Genomic DNA, 16771 nt, shown 5'->3' with positions numbered 1-16771 from the left:
GACCTACAGGCTGCGATCGCGCAATCCTTCGCCGTCACGCCTCCCAAGCAAGACAGACCGTCTCATGAGCCAAACGGCACTGGCCACCCGCTACAGCCCATCCGCCGGCAGCTTCGCGGCGATGCTGCTGCTGGCGCTGATGTGGGGTGTTTCGATTCCGATCACCAAGCTCGGCCTGCTCACGCTGCCGCCGCTGACACTGACCGCGCTGCGCTTCGGGATCGCCCTGCCGCTGATGTTCCTGCTTGTCATCGGCAAGCAGCGCCTGCCGCGCCGGGCGCTGCCGCGCGTCGCCGCGCTCGGCGTGCTCGGCATCGGCATCGGGCAGGTAGCGCAGACCTTCGGCGTCGTCGGCACCTCGGCCTCGGTCGCGACCATCATCTCCGCGACCATTCCGATCTTCGTCGTCGTCTTCGCGGCGGCGCGCTTGCGGCAACCGGTGTCGGGCCTCCAGGCGCTGGGATTGCTGGCGGCCTTCGCCGGCATCGCACTGGTCGCCTCAGGCCGTGGCGACGCGGCCGTTGCTACGTCGCAGACTACGCTCGCCAGTGCGGCGCTGGTGCTGCTCTCGGCCCTGACCATCGCCTTCTACTATGTCTGGAGCGTCGAGCTCACCGAGCAATACGGCACTGCGACCGTCGCTGCCTGGAGCACCGTCTTCGGTTTCCTGGCGCTCCTGCCCTGGGCGGCCTGGGAGATGTGGCATGTGCCGTTCCAGGTCACGACCACGGGCCTCGCGACGGCGGTCTATCTCGGCATCGTCGTGACGGTGGCGGGGCTGTTCCTCTGGCTGCACCTGCTGCGCACGGTGCCGGCACGGATCGCCGCCGGCATCCAGTATCTCCAGCCGGTCGTCGGCGTCGCGGCCGCCGCCGTGATGTTCGGCGACGAGCTGGGATTGTTCTTCGTGCTCGGCGTCCTGCTGGTGCTTGGAGGGCTCGCGCTCACCGTCACCGAGCGGCGCAAGGTTGCGTAGAGCTTTTTTGCCCAAGTGCCCTTGTCATTCCGGGGCGACGCGAAGCGTCGAGCCCGGAACCCAGAACCGATGTCGGTCGTGATGATGCTGCTGCGATCGATGCGCGTTTCCGGAGATCGCATCGGTTCTGGGTTCCGGGCTCAGGCCTTTGGCCTGCCCCGGAATGACGGGGTCTCTGAAGATCCTGCCTCAGCTCTCGAAATAGGCGGTGTTGCGCCCGCCGATCACGATGTCCCAGCGATAAAGCGCCTCGCCGTTGGGGCCTTGCCCGGTCAGGTTGCCGAAATGGCGCGGCTGCGCTTCGCCGAGCAGGATGAACATCGGGTCGCGGGCCAGATGCGGATCGCCGGCGAAATACATCTGGGCGATCAGCCGCGCCGAGCCGCCGCGGATCGAGACATGGACATGGGCCGGGCGCCAGCGGTCGATATCCGGCCGCGCCAGATAGGAGCCGGGCATGATGGTGCGGAAGCGGTAGCGCCCGGCCTCGTCGGTCATCGTCCGGCCGAAGCCGAGGAAGTTCGGATCAAGCCGCTCGCGCACCGGGTCCTTCACATGGGTGTAGCGGCCCCATTTATTGGCGTTCCAGACCTCGACCAGCGTGTTGCGGACTGGGCGGCCGAACTCGTCGAGGACATGACCGGAGATCTCGATGACCTCGCCCTGCGCCTGCGGCCGGCCCGGCGCGATCCGGGTCAGGTCGTTCTCGCCGAGCTTGAGGCCTGGCAGGTCGGCGACCCAGGGCACGAAACTGCGCCGCGCGGCTTCCGGAATGAGATGCAGCCGTTCGCTCGGCACGCGCCGCTCGGCTGCCCCGTCGGTGGGGCCCGGCAGCATCAGGCGGCCGCGGTCGATGATCAGGGACATCGCTTGCCCTCCGCTCAGCTCGAAAGATCGTCGAAGAAGGGCGTCTCGCCCGGGCCGCGCATCACGATCGCGATCTCGTAGACGACAGGGCCGTCCGCCGGCGCCTCGACCCGCCTGGCGATCAGGCGCTCTCGCAGCTCCGCCGGCAGGCTCGCGAGCAGCGGGTCCTGCGCATTCGCCTCCGGCTCGTCGTCGAAGAAGACCTGCGTGACCAGCCGCGTGATGCCGTCGGAGAACATCGTCACGGTGATGTGCGGCGCGCGCGCCGCCAGGCCGCCCTCGGCAGGAAGCGCGCCGGGCTTGATCGTCCTGAAGGCGAAGGGCTGAGTCGTGGTGATCAGCCGGCCGAAGCCATCGAAGAACGGGTCGAGCAGTGGGTGGCCGCCATTGTCCGGCGTGCGCAGGATGCCGGCGGCGTTTGCCTGCCAGAACTCGACCAGCGCGTCGTCGACGATGGCACCGTCGCTATCGAGCAGGCGCCCACGCAGGACGATCTGCTGCCCTTGCGGGCCGACGCTCAGCCCATGATGCAGGTGCGTCAGGTCGCTGCGGTCGCCGTCGATGAAGGAATAGGGGTAGTAGGGACCGACCGTGTCCTCGGCCAGCGGCGCGAGCCGGTTGGTGGTGACGGGCGCCTCGCTCATCGCGCGACCTCGATCGACGATTCCTGCGACATGCCGTCCCTCCCTTGGTCAGGTTTGTTTATATACAAAACTCTGTTTGATCAACGTAGCGCCAAGATCAAGCCGCCGCTGAGGCCGCCGTCGCGAAGCGGCCGGGATCGAAGAGCGGCAGCTCCGGCTCGCGGCCGAGGATGAGGTCGCCCATCAGCGCGCCGATATAGGGGCCGATGGTGTAGCCGCCGCGGACGCAGCCGAGCAGGAAGGCATTGTCGATGCCGGGCGCGGAGCCGGCGAGCGGGTAGAAATCCGGCACATTGGCCTCGAAACCGGTCCAGGAGCGCACCACGCGGAAACGATCGAGCCCCGGCACAGCGAACATGGCGAGCCGCAGATTGGGTAGCAGCGTCGCGGGATCGACCGAGCCGCGGCCCTCGTCCGGCGAGCCGGTGCCCTGCCAGCCGCCGCCGATCAGGACGCTGCCATTCGGCTTCTGCTTCAAGGTGAGCAGGCCGGTCGCGTGGCCGATCACCGTGCCGACGAGGGCCGGGCCGCGCTCGGTGACCGAGACAGTGTTGACGCGGGCGCGGACCGGCAGGTCGAGCCCGATCATCGTGCCGGCTCTCCCAAGCCAGGCGCCGCAAGCGAGCAGCAGACGGGTCGCGCGGATCGTTCCCGCTGGCGTCGCGAGCTCGAAGGCGCCGCTGCGGTCGATCGCCGTGACCGGCGTACGTTCGCGGATCTCGACGTCAGCCGCTTCGAGCAAAGTGCGGTAATAGGCGCCGGACAGGCTGGCATTGGCGTAGCCGTCCTCGGCGCACCAGCTCGCCGCGACCACCTTGCGCGACAGATTGGATTCGAGCTCGGCGACGCGCGCCGGCGTGATCAGCTCGATTGGCGCACCGGCCTCGCGCTTCAGCGCCATGCGCTCATGCAGCAGCTCGGCCTCACGCTGGTTGAAGGCAAGGGTGATGCCGCCGGTCTTGTGGAAGCCGACGCGCTCGCCAGCCTGCTCCCAGAGCTCATGGCCCTTGATCGCATAGGGCATCAGCTTGACGCGCTTGATTTGCAGCGAGAGCGTGCCGGCATTGACGCCCGAGGCGCCGCTGCCGAGCGTCTGCCGCTCGACGACGATCGTGCGCATGCCGCCTTCCGCGGCGCGGCAGGCGGCGGCGCTGCCCAGAATGCCGCCGCCGATGACGGCGAGATCGTAGAGCGTGCTCATAGCGGAGCCGGGGCCGGGATCGGCAGGTCGTCATAGTCGAACGCGCCGGTGATCGCGGCGAGCGGCACCGGTCGCAAGGGCGGACGGGCGCTCGGCTGGCCGATCGTCTGACGATCCCAACCGGTTGCGGCGGCGATCAGCATCGCTGCCGCCTCGCCGCAGACGCGGCCGCCGCAGGGCCCCATGCCGCAGCGCGTCGTCGCCTTGAGATCGGCGAGGGTCCGAGCGCCGGCCATGATCGCAGCGTCGAGGGTGGCGCGGGTGAGGCCTTCGCAGCGGCAGACGGTCGTCCCGGCAGCGATCATCGCGGTGGCGCCGGGCGGCGGCATGGCGAGCGCCGACATCGCTGCGCCGAAGCGTGCCGATCTGTGCCAGGCGGCTTCAATCTTCGTCGCCTCGCTGGCGAGTTCGCCGCCACGCCCGAGCCGTCGCAGCACGCCGAGCGCCGCGAGCTCGCCGGAGAGCGGGGCGGCATCGGCTCCGCGCACACCAGCGCCATCGCCGGCGACGAAGAGGCCGGGCACGGAGGTTTGCAGCGAGGCGTCCACGGCGGGGATCCAGCCACCCAGTACGGGCTCATAGCGATGCTCGGCGCCGAGCAGCCGCGTGACCTCGGTCGCGGGCAGCAGACCGAAGCCGAGGCAGACGGCATCGGCTCCAATTGTCCGCTCGGCAGCGTCGACTGGCCGCCACTCTCGATCGACGGGGCCGATCGTGACAGCTTCGACGCCGTCGGTGCCGTGGATGGTGCGGATCGCCGCGCCGGAATGAATCGGAACCCGCGCCTTCAGCAGCGTGAGCAGCCAGCCCGCACCTTTCGACATCAGATCGGGCCGCGCCAGCATGGCGCCGGCCCGGGCGAGCCAGCCGGCGCGCGGCGCGGCATCGATCACGGCGGCGACCTCGCCATCGGCTGCGATGATCTTGCTGGCGACAAGCAAGAGCAGCGGGCCGGAGCCGGCGACGACGACACGGCGCCCCGGCAGCACGCCATGGGCCTTGAGCAGGATGGTGGCGCCCGCCAGCCCGATCACGCCGGGCAAGGTCCAGCCGACGACCGGGATATGCCGCTCGACGGCACCGGCGGCGACGATGAGATTGGGCGCTTGGAGCGTCAGCGGGCCGTCGGGACCGATCGCGATGACGGAGAAATCCGGTGTCAGCGACCAGACACGATGGCTAGCGTAGAGAACGGCGCCGCTGGCGGCGAGGCTTGCCCGCAATGCATCACCTTTCGCGCGGTCGGCATCGGGCTGCGTCGCCGTCAGTGCGGGGGAGGGCGCGCGGTAGACCTGGCCGCCGGCTGCCTGTGCTTCGTCGATCACGGCGACGGAAAGGCCGAGGCTGCGGGCCTTGATCGCCGCGGCCGCTCCGGCGGGGCCGGCACCGAGCACGATGAGGTCGTAGTCGCTCATCGCACCGACTCCACGACCAGGCCCTCATGCACCGGCGTGCGGCAGGCTTCCGTCAGCCGCCCGTCGATCGAGACGACGCATTCCTGGCAAACGCCCATGAAGCAGAAGGCGCTGCGCGGGCCGCCATCGTCGCGGCTCATGCGCAATGTGCGCCGTCCCTGCGCATAGAGCGCGGCGGCGAGCGTTTCGCCTTCCCGCGCGGTCAGCGTCTCGCCGTCGAAACGAAAGCTGACCGTCCGCGTCCAGGCGGAGCCGATGCGCAGGTCGCCTGCCATTTCAGTGTCCGGGAAGCAGGCCGAGTTCGTCGAGGATGGCGCGGAGCTTGTCGAGTTGGGCGCCACCGAGCGGCAGCAGCGGGTCGCGCGGCACGCCGGCCGGCAGGCCCTGCAGGTTCAGCGCCGCCTTGAAGGAGGACGGCCAGGTACCGAGCGACATCAGCGTCTCGTAGACGATAGTCAGTTTCTGGTGGGCGTCGACATAGTCGGCATCGGGCGCCTTGCGGCCGATCTCCATCAGGCGGCCGGCGGTCTTGCCGAGCAGTTCGGGACCGGTGGCGATGAAGCCGGGCGCGCCGAGCGCACTGCCGATGAGGATATAATAAGCCGGGCCGACCATCACTGCGATCCGGTCGCCCATGCGGCGGATCAGCCGGGTGAGGTGGCCGATGTCGCGGTTGGATTCCTTGATGCCGACGACCGGGGCGACGCCGGCGATCGCCTCGACATCGTCGATCGAGAGCTCGATCACGGCGCGGCGCGGCGAGTTGTAGAGCACGATCGGCATGTCGACTGCCTTGCCCAGCAGCTCGAAACGCTGCAGCAGTTCCTCGCGCGTCGCCTTCAGCACATAGGTCTGCGGCATCACCAGGATGCCGCTGGCGCCGGCCTCTTTCGCCGCCTGCGCATACTGGATCGTCTGCCGCGAGCCGGGGGCAGTGCAGCCCATCATCACCGGCACGCGCCCCGCGCTGCGCTCGACGGCGATGCGGGTCAGGCGGGCACGCTCGTCGCGGTCGAGTGCCCAGCTCTCGCCATTGTCGCCGGCGACACAGATGCCCTGCGCGCCGATGCCGATCAGATGCTCGACGATGTCGGAGAAAGCGTCGGCCATGATCTCGCCGCGCGCGTCGAAGGGCGTGACGATGGCCGGCACGAAGCCCCTGAGCGTGTCCTTCGTCAGCATGGTCATGAGCGATGTCCTGAAGCGGAGCCTGCGAGAAGCGTGGCCATGGAAATGCGGAAGACGCTGCCGGTCTGCGCCTCGACGATCAGCAGCGTCGACTGGTCCGGCGAGAAGGCGCAGGAGGTCGTCCAGAGCCCGCCCGGCGTGTGGATCATAGCCAGGGGATCGCCGAGCGCATCGACGAGATAGAGCCGCCCGGCCTGCGCCTGGGCGATGGCGAGCCGGCCGGATGCATCCACCGCCAGCCCGTCCGGGCCGAGGCCGCCGGAGAGCTGGAGAAAGGTGCCGACCATCGGCCAGGCCGGATCGGGCGCCTCGGCCATGAAGCGCCAGACCGCATTGGCGCGCGTCGCGGCGAGATAGACCAGCTTGCCATCCGGCGAGAGCGCGATGCCGTTCGGATAAGGCACGTTCGCCAAGATCAGCTCGGGCTTCGTCTCGCCCCGGCGCAGCCGGTAGACGCGCCCAGTTGGGTCCGACAGGCTGGTGCGGCCGGAATCGGTGAACCAGACATCGCCGTTCGGCGCGACGGTGAGGTCGCTGAGGCCGCGGAAGGGCTCGGTGTTGACCCGCGCGCACAGTGTCGTCACCGAGTTCGCGGCGGGATCGAAGGCGAGCAGGCCGTGGCGGTAGTCGACGATCAGCCAGGTTCCGTCGCCGCGCGGGCGCAAGCCATGCGGCTCGCCATCATATTGGAAAGTGAGCTGCCAAGTGCCGTCCGGCGCGATCCTGAATAGGCGGCCATAGGGCACGTCGACCAGCCAGAGGTTGCCGTCCGCGTCGAAGCAGGGGCCTTCCAGGAAGGAGTGCAGGCGCTGGCCCGGCCGCGTGATGCGGACCCAGTCGGTCGGCTCGCCGGTCCAGTGCAGGGCTTCAGGCAGGCGGGTGAACAGCTCGGCCTCGTGCCGGGGAAAGGTGGCGGCGATCATGCGATCACGCCCCGCGCCCTCAGGGCATCGACCTCGGCCGGCGAACGCCCGATCTCACCGAGGATCTCGGCGCTGTGCTCACCGAGCCTTGGCGGGGGGCGGTCGATCGCCGGGCCGGCGGCTGCATAGGTGAAGGGAGCGAGCGGAACCGCAACGGGGGCGGCGCCGGGCAACGCGGCATCGAGCCTATGGAAGAAGCCGCGCTCGCGCAGATGCGGCAGGCGGGCGGCTTCGTCCAGCGCGCGGACGCGCTCGGCTGGGATGCCGATGGAGTGCAGATAGTCCTCCCATTCCGCTGCGGTGCGGGTACGCATGATCGGCACCAGCGCCTCCCGCATTGCCTGTGCGGCGCCCCAGAGCGCAGGCCAGCCATCGAGCGCGGCGAAGTCGGGCCGGCCGAGCGCCTGCCAGAGCCGCTTGTTCTGTCTGGCGTTGAAGGCGCCGAGCATCAGCAGGCCGTCGGCGGTCTCATAGGTGCCGATCCCAGCCTCTTTCGGGCGCGATTGGCTGGCGCCTTCATAGAGCGCAGCGGCAGCTTCGGGCGCCATCAAGGTCAGGGCGGTGTCGAACATCGCGCAGTCGATGACCTGGCCCTTGCCGCTGGCATGGCGATGGAACAGGGCGGCCGAGATCGCGAAGGCGGCGGCATAGCCGGTGGCGTAGTCGATGAAGGAGGCGCCGGATTTCACCGGCTCGCCTGAACGCCCGGTGGTGCGCGCCATCACGCCCGAGGCCGCCTGGATGACGTTGTCATAGGCGTTGACCGCCTCGCGCTCGTGGCCGCGGGCGAAGCCGGTGATCGAGCAGTGGATCAGCCGCGGGTTACGGTCGCAGAGAGCTTCCGCCCCGAGCCCGAGAGCCTCCAGCGCGCCGGCGCGATAGTTCTCGACCAGCACGTCGGCGCCGTCGACGAGATCGAGCAGGATCGCCCGGCCTTCCTCGCTCGCTAGGTCGAGCGCGAGCGAGCGCTTGTTCGAACCCTGCACGAGATAGTTGATGCCAAGGCCGGCGGCGTTGAGCGCGTCGTCCGGCCCACGGCCGCGCGCCGTGTCCGGCATCTGTGGCGGCTCGATCTTCACGACATCGGCGCCGAGCAGAGCGAGCTGGTAGGCGCAGAACGGGCCGGCGAGCACATGGGTGAGGTCGAGCACCCGGATGCCGTGAAAGGGACGCTGCCGTGGTGGGCTCAAAGATCGCGGGCTCAAGGCTCGGCCACTCCGTTCTTGTTTCTCATACGAAAATGTGTTTTGCATATCAACAGAATTCTTCTGGTTGCGAGGAATGCCATGTCACAACCAAGCCCTCGGGCGAACGCGTCCGCGGTCCTCCATCGCAACCTCCGCAGCACGCCGCAGCTCGCACTGGCGGGAGACGGCGTCCACCTCGTCGATGCCGAAGGCAGGCGCTATCTCGACGCCAGCGGCGGCGCGGCGGTGTCCTGCCTCGGCCATGGCCATCCGCGCGTCACCGCGGCGATCATCGCCCAGCTCGGCAAGCTTGAATACGCCCACACCTCCTTCTTCACGAACGAGCCGAGCGAGAAGCTGGCGCAGATGCTGGTCGAGCGCGCGCCGGCCGGCTTCGGAAAGGGGCGTGTCGCCTTCCTCGGCAGCGGCTCGGAGGCGATGGAAGCGGCGCTCAAGCTGGCGCGGCAGTATTTCGTCGAGATCGGCCAGCCGCAGCGCAGCCGTTTCATCTCGCGGCGGATGAGCTATCACGGCAATACGCTCGGGGCGCTCGCGGTCGGCGGTCATGCCGGGCGGCGGGCGCTGTACCAGCCGATCCTGATCGAGACCTCGCAGATTGCGCCCTGCTACGCCTATCGCGGCCAGCGCGCGGGCGAGACGGAAGAGGCCTATGGCCTGCGCGTCGCCGACGAGCTCGATGCCGAGATCCGTCAGCTCGGACCGGAGAACGTCGCCGCCTTCATCGCCGAGCCGATCGTCGGGGCGACGCTCGGCAGTGTCACTGCGGTTCCCGGCTATTTCGCCCGCATCCGCGAGATCTGCGACCGCTATGGCGTGCTCTTCATCGCCGACGAGGTGATGTGCGGCATGGGCCGCGCCGGGGCGATGTTCGTCAGCGCGCAGGAGGGCGTGCGGCCCGACATCATCACCATCGCCAAGGGGCTGGGCGCCGGCTACCAGCCGATCGCCGCGACGATGGCGAGCGAGCGCGTCGCCGGGGCGATCGAGGCCGGTTCGGGCCTGCTCGCCAATGGCCACACCTATATGAGCCATGCCGTCGCCTGCGCGGCCTCGATCGCGGTGATCGAGACGATCGAGGATGAGGGGCTGCTCGACAATGTCCAGCGTATGGGCGCGCTGCTGTCGCGCCGGCTGGGCGAGGCCTTCGGCCAGCATCCGCATGTCGGCGACATCCGGGGCAGGGGCCTGCTGCAGTCGCTCGAACTGGTCGCCGATCGCGACAGCAAGCAGCCCTTCGCGGCGAAGGAGGGGCTTGCCGCCAGGATCAAGCGGACGGCGCAGGGCCTCGGCCTGATCTGCTACCCGTCAAGCGGCACGGCCGACGGCGTCAATGGCGATCATGTCCTGCTGGCGCCGCCCTTCACCATCGATGCCGGCCATGTCGACGAGATCGTCGAGAAGCTCGGGGCGGCGCTGGCCGCGACCCTGCCTGCCGCCCGCAGCGCCGCCTGAGGAGCCGCTGCCATGTCGCGCCAGACCATCCTGACCTGCGCCGTCACCGGCAATCTGACGACGCGCGAGCAGCATCCCGGCCTGCCGGTGACGCCGGCCGAGATCGCTGCCGCCGCCATCGAAGCCGGCAAGGCCGGCGCGGCGGTGGTGCATCTGCATGCCCGCGATCCCGCCACGACCAAGGGCACGATGGACCTCGCCCTGTTCACCGAGATCGTCGACCGCATCCGGCAGTCCGGCTCGGATGTCATCCTCAACCTCTCGACCGGCGAGGGTGGGCGCTTCGTGCCGGGGATCGACGATCCCAAGGTCGCGGCGCCCGGCACGACGCTGACCACGCCGGAGCGGCGGGTCGCGCATGTCGAGGCGCTGAAGCCCGAGATCTGCACGCTCGACCTCAACACCATGTTCTCGGGCAGCGCGGTGGTGATCAACACGCCGCGCAACGTTACCGAGATGGCAAGGCGCATCTATGCGGCCGGCGTGCTGCCCGAGCTGGAGCTGTTCGATGGCGGCGACCTGCAGCTCGCCAAGGCCCTGCAGGCGGACGGGGTGCTGCGCAATCCGCTGCTGATCCAGATCGTGCTCGGCGTGCGCTATGGCGCGATCCCGAACCCGCAGACGCTGGTCTATTTCGCCTCGCAATTGCCGCCGGACTGCATCTGGGCTGCCTTCGGTATCGGGCGGCACGAATTCCCGCTGCTGGCCCAGGCCTTCCTGCTCGGTGGCCATGTCAGGGTCGGGCTCGAGGACAATGTCTACATCCGCAAGGGTGTGCTGGCGCGCGATAATGCCGAGCTGGTCGAGAAGGCCGGCACGATCATCGAGAATCTCGGCGGCGCACTCGCCACGCCGGCCGAAGCGCGGGCGATCCTCGGCCTCTAGCCAAGGCGCTCGGAAATCCGCTTGGCTGCGGCCCTGACCGCGGCAAGGTAGCGGCCGTCGATCTGGTCGAGGTCGAAAGCGGAATCCGGACCGGAGATGTCGATCGCCGCGACGACCGTGCCGCGCCGATCGATGATCGGCGCCGAGATCGAGCTGCCGGCCGCCTCCATCACACCGCGGCTGACGACATGGCCGCGCGATGCCGCTGCCTCGACCGTGGTGATCAGCTCCGGCGTCGAGGTCGGGGTCTGGCTGGTCAGTGGTACGAAGCGCTCCTTGCGGAAGAGCTCCTCCAGCTCCGGTTGCGGGAGACCCGCCAGCAGCAGCCAGCCCATCGGCGAGGCATAGGCCGGCACGCGCGAGCCGACATTCATGTTGCTGAGGAAGCCCGAGCGCGTCTGCACGCAGCTGAGATAGAGCACGTCGCGCTCGTCGCGGATCGCCAGATGTGCGGAGACCAGGGTCTCATCGCGCAGCGCCTCCAGCTCGGGGCGGGCGATCTCGATGATGTCCTTCGAGGCCAGGAAGGCGAAGCCGATATTGAGGACGCGCGGCCCGAGCGCGAACTGCTTCGACTGCTCCTCCTCGAGGAAGCCCATGTGCCGGAGCGTATAGATCAGCCGGAAGACCGAGGAACGCGTCAGCCCGAGCTCCGAGGCGATCTCGGTGATGCTCAGGGGCCGGCGAGCCGCGGCGACGATTTCGAGGACACGCAGGCCGCGATGCAGGCCGGGCACGAAATAGACCGCGTGGTTCTTGTGCTGCGTTTCCGCATCCGCCGCATCGTCCATGCGCTGCCTATCCGCTTCAGGGGTCACCGTTCCATTTGCATGTAAAACAGTTGGGCGCTGCGGTCACGTGCGGGGGCGGGGTTGCTCGCCTTGGCTCCTCCCTTCCCCCTTGTGGGGAAGGGTTGGGGATGGGGGTGATGCCGCTTGGTGATCGGGTAGCAAAAGAAACTGGCAGCAGCGACAGTGCCATCAGGGTTCGCCGATCGTTCCAGCTTTGCGACCCCCACCCCTGCCCCTCCCCACAAGGGGGAGGGGTTCGCGCGCAGCGTACGTCCCTCGGCCCCTCAGGCCGGCAGCACCTTGCCGGGGTTCATGATGTTGTCGGGGTCGAGGCTCGCCTTCAGCGTGCGCATCACCTCGACGGCGGCGTCGCCATGCTCCTTGCGCAGGAACTTTGCCTTGCCGTAGCCGACGCCGTGCTCGCCGGTGCAGGTGCCGCCGAGATCGATGGCGCGGTTGACCAGCAGGCCGTTCAGCCGCTCGGCCTCGCGGATCTCCTCGGGCGAATCCATCCTGATCAGGAAACCCATGTGGAAATTTCCATCGCCGACATGGCCGAGCGCCGTCACCGGGAAGGGTGCATCCTTGGCATGCTGCTTGATCTCGGTGATGCAGGCGGCGAGCTGGGAGATCGGCACGCAGGTGTCGGTGCCCCAGCTGCTGGCGCCTGGACGCAAGGCAAGCAGCGCGTAATGCATGTTGTGCCGGGCCTGCCAGAGCTTGTTGCGCTCCTCGGCGCTGGTGGCGAAGCGCCAGCCTTCACCACCATGGCCCTCGGCGAGCATCTGCACGGTCTCGGCCTGCGAGACCACCGCCGCCTCCGTGCCGTGGAACTCGAGGAAGAGCGCGACCGTCTCGGGATAGCTCAGATTGTTGTGGCGGTTGATGGCGCGCATGCAGGTCTCGTCGAGCAGTTCGACGCGAGCGACCTGGATGCCGCACTGGATCGTCTCGATGGCGCAATTGACGGCGCTGGCGATGTCCGGGAAGGAGCAGACCGCGACCGAGCTCGCCTCCGGGATGCCGTAGAGGCGCAAGGTGACCTCGGTGATGACGCCGAGCGTGCCCTCCGAGCCGACGAAGAGGCGGGTGAGGTCATAGCCGGCCGAGGATTTGCGGGCGCGGCCGCCGGTCTTCAGGACGGTGCCGTCGGCGAGCACGACGGTCAGGGCCAGGACATTGTCCTTCATCGTGCCGTAGCGCACTGCATTGGTGCCCGAGGCGCGTGTGGCGGTCATGCCGCCGAGGGTGGCATCGGCGCCGGGGTCGACCGGGAAGAATAGGCCGGTGTCGCGCAGATGCTCGTTGAGCTGCTTGCGGGTGACGCCGGCTTCGACGGTGCAGTCGAGATCCTCGGCGTTGACCGCCGTGATCGCGTTCATGCGCGAGAGGTCGATGCAGACGCCGCCATGCAACGCAACGACATGGCCTTCGAGCGAGGTGCCGGCGCCGAAGGGAATGACCGGCACTTTCGCCTGATGGCAGAGCTTGACGATGTTGCTCACCTCTTCGGTGGTCAGCGGATAGCAGACCACGTCGGGTGCCTTGGTCGGGTGATAGGATTCGCCATGGCCGTGATGCTCGCGCTCGCTGTCCGAGGTCGAGCAGCGCGGGCCGAGGAGGTCGCGGAGCGAGGCGGTCAGGCTGTCGAGGGCGGGATGCCGAGAGGTGCCGGACGTGGTGGCGGGCGCGTTCATTGGTCTTCGATCCTCGTGCACGTCTTCGGCGCGGCTACGGCAGCAATCTCGGCCAGCCCGTCGTCTTCGGCCACCGCCGATGCAGCATGAGCGCTCTGCAACGGCAGGGGAAGTAGGGCGTCAGGCCGAGTGGTCGCGCCCGGCGACGCCGAGCAGGTACTGGCCATAGCCGCTCTTCGACAGGGCCTGCCCGAGCGTGCGCAGTTGCTCGCGGTCGATCCAGCCGTTCTCGAAGGCGATCTCCTCGGGGCAGGCGATGCGGAAGCCCTGGCGACGCTCCAGCGTGCGTACGAATTCGGAGGCCTCGACCAGGGAATCCGGCGTGCCGGTGTCGAGCCAGGCATAGCCGCGCCCGAGCCGCTCGACGCTGAGCGCGCCGCGTTCGAGATAGGCGAGGTTGACGTCGGTGATCTCGAGCTCGCCGCGGGCCGAGGGCTTGAGCTTGCGGGCGATCTCGACGACCTCGGCATCGTAGAAATAGAGGCCGGTGACCGCCCAATGCGAGCGCGGGGCCTTGGGCTTTTCCTCGATCGAGAGCGCCTTGCCGGCGGCATCGAAGGAGACGACGCCATAACGCTCGGGATCGCTGACGCGATAGGCGAAGACGGTAGCGCCGCTGCTGCGGGCCGCCGCGCGGTGCAGCACATCGGTGAGGCCGTCGCCGTAATAGAGGTTGTCGCCGAGGATCAGCGCGGAGGGTCCCCCGGCGACGAAATCGGCGCCGATATGATAGGCCTGCGCCAGACCCTCCGGCTTCGGCTGGACCGCATAGGAGAGCTTCAGCCCCCAGTGCTCGCCGGTGCCGAACAGAGCCTCGAAGCGCGGCGCATCGTCCGGTGTCGAAATGATCAGGATCTCGCGGATGCCGGCGAGCATCAGCGTCGAGAGCGGATAATAGATCATCGGCTTGTCGTAGACGGGCAGCAGCTGCTTCGACGTCACCATGGTCATCGGGTGGAGCCGCGTGCCGCTGCCGCCGGCGAGGATGATCCCCTTCATGATGGCTCCTTCAGCTTCGCGATTGCGCGAGCAGCGTGGCAACGCAGGTTTTCACCGAGTCCTGCCAGGGCGGCAGGCGCAGGCCGTGTCGCTCGGCCAGCAGGCCGCAATCGAGCCTGGAATTGGCCGGTCGCCGGGCAGGTGTGGGATAGTCCGATGTCGCGATGCGCCTGACGCGGGCGCTCGGGCCACCAAGCGCGGCCGAAGTGGCGAAGACCATCTCCGCCAGATCGGCCCAGCTCGCTTCGCCCGTGCCGGCGCCGTGGAAGACGCCGCGCAGCGAGGCATCGCGGGGACGGGTGACCAGCGCAATCGCCACCGCGATGATCGCCTCGGCCAAATCGGGAGCGCTGGTCGGCGAGCCCAGCTGGTCGGAGACCACGCCGACCTCGTCCCTGGTCTCGGCCAGGCGCAGCATGGTCTTCACGAAATTCCCGCCATAGGGGCTGTAGACCCAGGCGGTGCGCAGGATCGTCCAGTCGGCGCCGGAAGCGATGACCGCGTCCTCGCCGGCGAGCTTCGAGCGGCCATAGGCCGAGAGCGGGCCGGTCGGGTCGCTCTCCAGCCAAGGACGCGGCGCCATGCCGTCGAAGACATAGTCGGTGGAGAGCTGGATCAGCGGCACGCCGAGAGCTGCTGCTGCGGCGGCGACCGCGCCGGCACCATCGCCATTGATGCGCATGGCGAGGTCAGGCTCGGTCTCGGCCTTGTCGACGGCGGTGTAGGCCGCAGCGTTGACGATGCAGCCGGGCTGCGCTGCGGCGAGCGCCGGCTGAACGCCTTCTGGCTGCGCCAGATCGAGCTCGGGCCGGCCGACCGGGATGACGGTCACGCCTGCCGTCTTGGCACGGGCGAGGAGGGATTGGACGACCTGCCCGGTTCGTCCGGTCACGGCTATGCGCATCGGGCCTTCGCGATTCGGAGCATGATGCGGTCCGGTCCCGCGCCGCCCCGGAATGCGCAGCGCTTGCATGTCATGGCTGTCGATCTAAAGCATGGCCGGAAGAGGCTCAACCCGCCGGCAAGGACACCCCTCTGGCCGAGGTGCATAAAAGGACGCCGCCGCGTGACCGCCCTGTCCCCGATCGTCATCGTCGACGGCGTCACCAAGCGGTTCGGCGCGTTGAAGGCGCTCAATGCTGTCTCGCTCTCGGTGATGCCGGGCGCGGTGCAATGCATCATCGGCCCGCCCGGCTCGGGCAAGTCGACGCTGCTGCGCTGCATCGGCCAGCTCGAGACCATCGACGCCGGCGCCATCACGGTCGCAGGCGAGCCGATCGGTCATCGTCGCGTCGACATCGCGTCCCAGCGCCTCAAGACCGCCATGGTCTTCCAGCACCCCGACCTGTCCGATCACATGACGGTGCTGCAGACCCTCATCGAGGGTCCGCTCTCGCTGCTGAAGCGGCCGCGGCGCGAGATCATCGCCGAGGCGATGGGGCTGCTCGACCGCGTCGGCCTCGCCGAGAAGCGCGATTCCTATCCGAGCGAGCTCTCCGGCGGTCAGCAGCAGCGCGTCGCGATCGCCCGCGCGCTGGCGATGAGGCCGCAGGTCATGCTGTTCGACGAGCCGACCTCGGCGCTCCATCCCGAGTTTGCCGGTGAGGTGCTGGATGCGATGCGCGACCTCGCCGCCACCGGCATGACCATGATCGTCGCGACCCATGAGCTCGACTTCGTCCGCGAGGTCGCGAGCGATGTCGCCGTCATGGACAAGGGCGAGCTCGTCGAGCAGGGCCCGCCGCAGCAGCTCTCCGGGCGCGCCTTTATCCGGTCCGCGGGAGGAGGGCGCTGACGGCGGACCGTAAATCTGTTATACATTCCGTACAACAGATGAGCGCTGGAGCCTGTCATGAACAAGCCCGAAAAGCCCGCCGGCGAGCAGGCCATGGTCCTGCAGGTCCGCAAGATCGGCAATTCGGTCGGCATCATCCTGCCAAAGGAACTGCTGGCGCGGCTGAAGCTGGCGGAAGGCGACAAGCTGACAGTAGTCGAGCAGCCGAACAGCGGCTTCAAGGCCGTGAAGCAGACGCCTGATTTCGACAGAGCCATGGCTGCGGCCCGTCGCGGGATGAAAATCTATCATAACGCTCTGGCTGAGTTGGCCAAGTGACCGAGCCCTCCTGGCTTTCGGAGGAGGTCATCATCGCAATCCATGACGAGCAACTCGCCATTCATGGTGGAGGCGCCGGGCTGCGCGATGCTGGTATGCTCGCTTCCGCGTTGGAGCGGCCCATCAACAAATGGTCGTACGAGGGTGCTGCTTTGCCGGAGTTGGCGGCCGCTTATGCCTTCGGATTGGCAAAGAACCATCCCTTTATCGACGGTAACAAGCGCACCGCACTGCTGGCACTCTACGCGTTCCTCTTCATCAATGATGTCGACTTCATTGTGCCGGAAGCGGATGCCGCCGCGATCATCCTCGCGCTCGCCGCCGGCGAGGTCGAGGAGGAAGGGCTGACGCGCTGGATCCGCGACAACTGGCCGAAGGACGCGCCCGATCCGGGCTGAAGACCGATCGCCGC

Annotated in this window: 18 protein-coding genes; 6 read left to right on the top strand and 12 right to left on the bottom strand. The window is 68.4% G+C overall.

Annotation, left to right across the window (positions count from 1 at the left end; translation table 11 throughout):
- Positions 1-64 precede the first annotated feature (64 nt).
- Positions 65-976 (top strand): DMT family transporter, encoded by a 912-nt coding sequence (locus AC3WLC_RS27715; protein WP_493687104.1) that lies wholly within the window; start codon positions 65-67, stop codon positions 974-976.
- A 189-nt stretch (positions 977-1165) separates the two neighbouring features.
- Here the strand turns inward: AC3WLC_RS27715 and AC3WLC_RS27710 are convergent, their stop codons facing one another.
- The 8 genes from AC3WLC_RS27710 to AC3WLC_RS27675 form a co-directional block, all read right to left on the bottom strand.
- Entirely contained in the window at positions 1166-1843 is a 678-nt protein-coding gene (locus AC3WLC_RS27710) for a dioxygenase family protein (protein WP_493687103.1), read from the bottom strand.
- Between the two features lie 14 nt (positions 1844-1857).
- Positions 1858-2487, bottom strand: coding sequence for a protocatechuate 3,4-dioxygenase subunit alpha (gene pcaG / locus AC3WLC_RS27705; RefSeq protein WP_493687102.1), 630 nt, complete (start codon positions 2485-2487; stop codon positions 1858-1860).
- A gap of 97 nt (positions 2488-2584) precedes the next feature.
- Positions 2585-3688 (bottom strand): NAD(P)/FAD-dependent oxidoreductase, encoded by a 1104-nt coding sequence (locus AC3WLC_RS27700; protein ID WP_493687101.1) that lies wholly within the window; start codon positions 3686-3688, stop codon positions 2585-2587.
- The gene (locus AC3WLC_RS27695) at positions 3685-5103 is read right to left on the bottom strand and encodes an FAD/NAD(P)-dependent oxidoreductase (RefSeq protein ID WP_493687100.1); all 1419 of its coding nucleotides are present in this window, start codon (positions 5101-5103) and stop codon (positions 3685-3687) included. Before AC3WLC_RS27695 ends, AC3WLC_RS27700 begins: the two co-directional genes overlap by 4 nt.
- Positions 5100-5378, bottom strand: coding sequence for a (2Fe-2S)-binding protein (locus AC3WLC_RS27690; RefSeq protein ID WP_493687099.1), 279 nt, complete (start codon positions 5376-5378; stop codon positions 5100-5102). The genes AC3WLC_RS27695 and AC3WLC_RS27690 overlap by 4 nt, the downstream gene beginning before the upstream one ends.
- A 1-nt stretch (position 5379) precedes the next feature.
- Entirely contained in the window at positions 5380-6291 is a 912-nt protein-coding gene (locus AC3WLC_RS27685; protein ID WP_493687098.1) for a dihydrodipicolinate synthase family protein, read from the bottom strand.
- Complete coding sequence (locus tag AC3WLC_RS27680; protein WP_493687097.1) at positions 6288-7214, bottom strand: SMP-30/gluconolactonase/LRE family protein; 927 nt, start codon at positions 7212-7214, stop codon at positions 6288-6290. Before AC3WLC_RS27680 ends, AC3WLC_RS27685 begins: the two co-directional genes overlap by 4 nt.
- On the bottom strand, positions 7211-8419 hold the full coding sequence (locus tag AC3WLC_RS27675) for a CaiB/BaiF CoA transferase family protein (RefSeq protein ID WP_493687096.1): 1209 nt from the start codon (positions 8417-8419) through the stop codon (positions 7211-7213). The genes AC3WLC_RS27680 and AC3WLC_RS27675 overlap by 4 nt, the downstream gene beginning before the upstream one ends.
- 81 nt (positions 8420-8500) lie before the next feature.
- Between AC3WLC_RS27675 and AC3WLC_RS27670 the strand changes: the two genes are divergently transcribed.
- Both AC3WLC_RS27670 and AC3WLC_RS27665 read left to right on the top strand, forming a co-directional pair.
- Entirely contained in the window at positions 8501-9874 is a 1374-nt protein-coding gene (locus AC3WLC_RS27670) for an aspartate aminotransferase family protein (protein WP_493687094.1), read from the top strand.
- A 12-nt stretch (positions 9875-9886) separates the two neighbouring features.
- Positions 9887-10759, top strand: coding sequence for a beta-keto acid cleavage family enzyme (locus AC3WLC_RS27665; protein WP_493687093.1), 873 nt, complete (start codon positions 9887-9889; stop codon positions 10757-10759).
- Here the strand turns inward: AC3WLC_RS27665 and AC3WLC_RS27660 are convergent.
- From AC3WLC_RS27660 to rfbD, 4 genes are all read right to left on the bottom strand, one after another.
- Positions 10756-11550, bottom strand: coding sequence for an IclR family transcriptional regulator (locus AC3WLC_RS27660; RefSeq protein ID WP_493687092.1), 795 nt, complete (start codon positions 11548-11550; stop codon positions 10756-10758). The two genes, AC3WLC_RS27665 and AC3WLC_RS27660, sit on opposite strands and share 4 nt — an antisense overlap.
- A gap of 284 nt (positions 11551-11834) precedes the next feature.
- Complete coding sequence (locus AC3WLC_RS27655) at positions 11835-13247, bottom strand: FAD-binding oxidoreductase (protein WP_493687091.1); 1413 nt, start codon at positions 13245-13247, stop codon at positions 11835-11837.
- 120 nt (positions 13248-13367) lie between these two features.
- Positions 13368-14246, bottom strand: coding sequence for a glucose-1-phosphate thymidylyltransferase RfbA (rfbA, locus tag AC3WLC_RS27650; protein ID WP_493687090.1), 879 nt, complete (start codon positions 14244-14246; stop codon positions 13368-13370).
- A gap of 10 nt (positions 14247-14256) precedes the next feature.
- Positions 14257-15150, bottom strand: a complete 894-nt coding sequence (gene rfbD, locus AC3WLC_RS27645; protein WP_493687089.1) for a dTDP-4-dehydrorhamnose reductase — start codon at positions 15148-15150, stop codon at positions 14257-14259.
- A 171-nt stretch (positions 15151-15321) separates the two neighbouring features.
- On the opposite strand from rfbD, the gene AC3WLC_RS27640 reads away from it, so the two are divergent.
- Genes AC3WLC_RS27640 through AC3WLC_RS27630 form a run of 3 tightly spaced genes read left to right on the top strand, consistent with a single transcriptional unit; the run spans position 15322 to position 16757 of the window.
- Entirely contained in the window at positions 15322-16041 is a 720-nt protein-coding gene (locus AC3WLC_RS27640) for an amino acid ABC transporter ATP-binding protein (RefSeq protein ID WP_493687160.1), read from the top strand.
- A 57-nt stretch (positions 16042-16098) separates the two neighbouring features.
- Positions 16099-16359: an AbrB/MazE/SpoVT family DNA-binding domain-containing protein gene (locus tag AC3WLC_RS27635; protein WP_493687088.1), complete on the top strand. Its 261-nt coding sequence runs from the start codon at positions 16099-16101 to the stop codon at positions 16357-16359.
- Complete coding sequence (locus AC3WLC_RS27630; protein ID WP_493687087.1) at positions 16356-16757, top strand: type II toxin-antitoxin system death-on-curing family toxin; 402 nt, start codon at positions 16356-16358, stop codon at positions 16755-16757. Before AC3WLC_RS27635 ends, AC3WLC_RS27630 begins: the two co-directional genes overlap by 4 nt.
- Positions 16758-16771 lie beyond the last annotated feature (14 nt).

The organism is Allobosea sp. GW821-FHT03A12 (assembly GCF_058986765.1).
The sequence above is the reverse complement of the archived record's forward strand: the minus strand, read 5'-3'. Positions and strand labels throughout refer to the sequence as shown.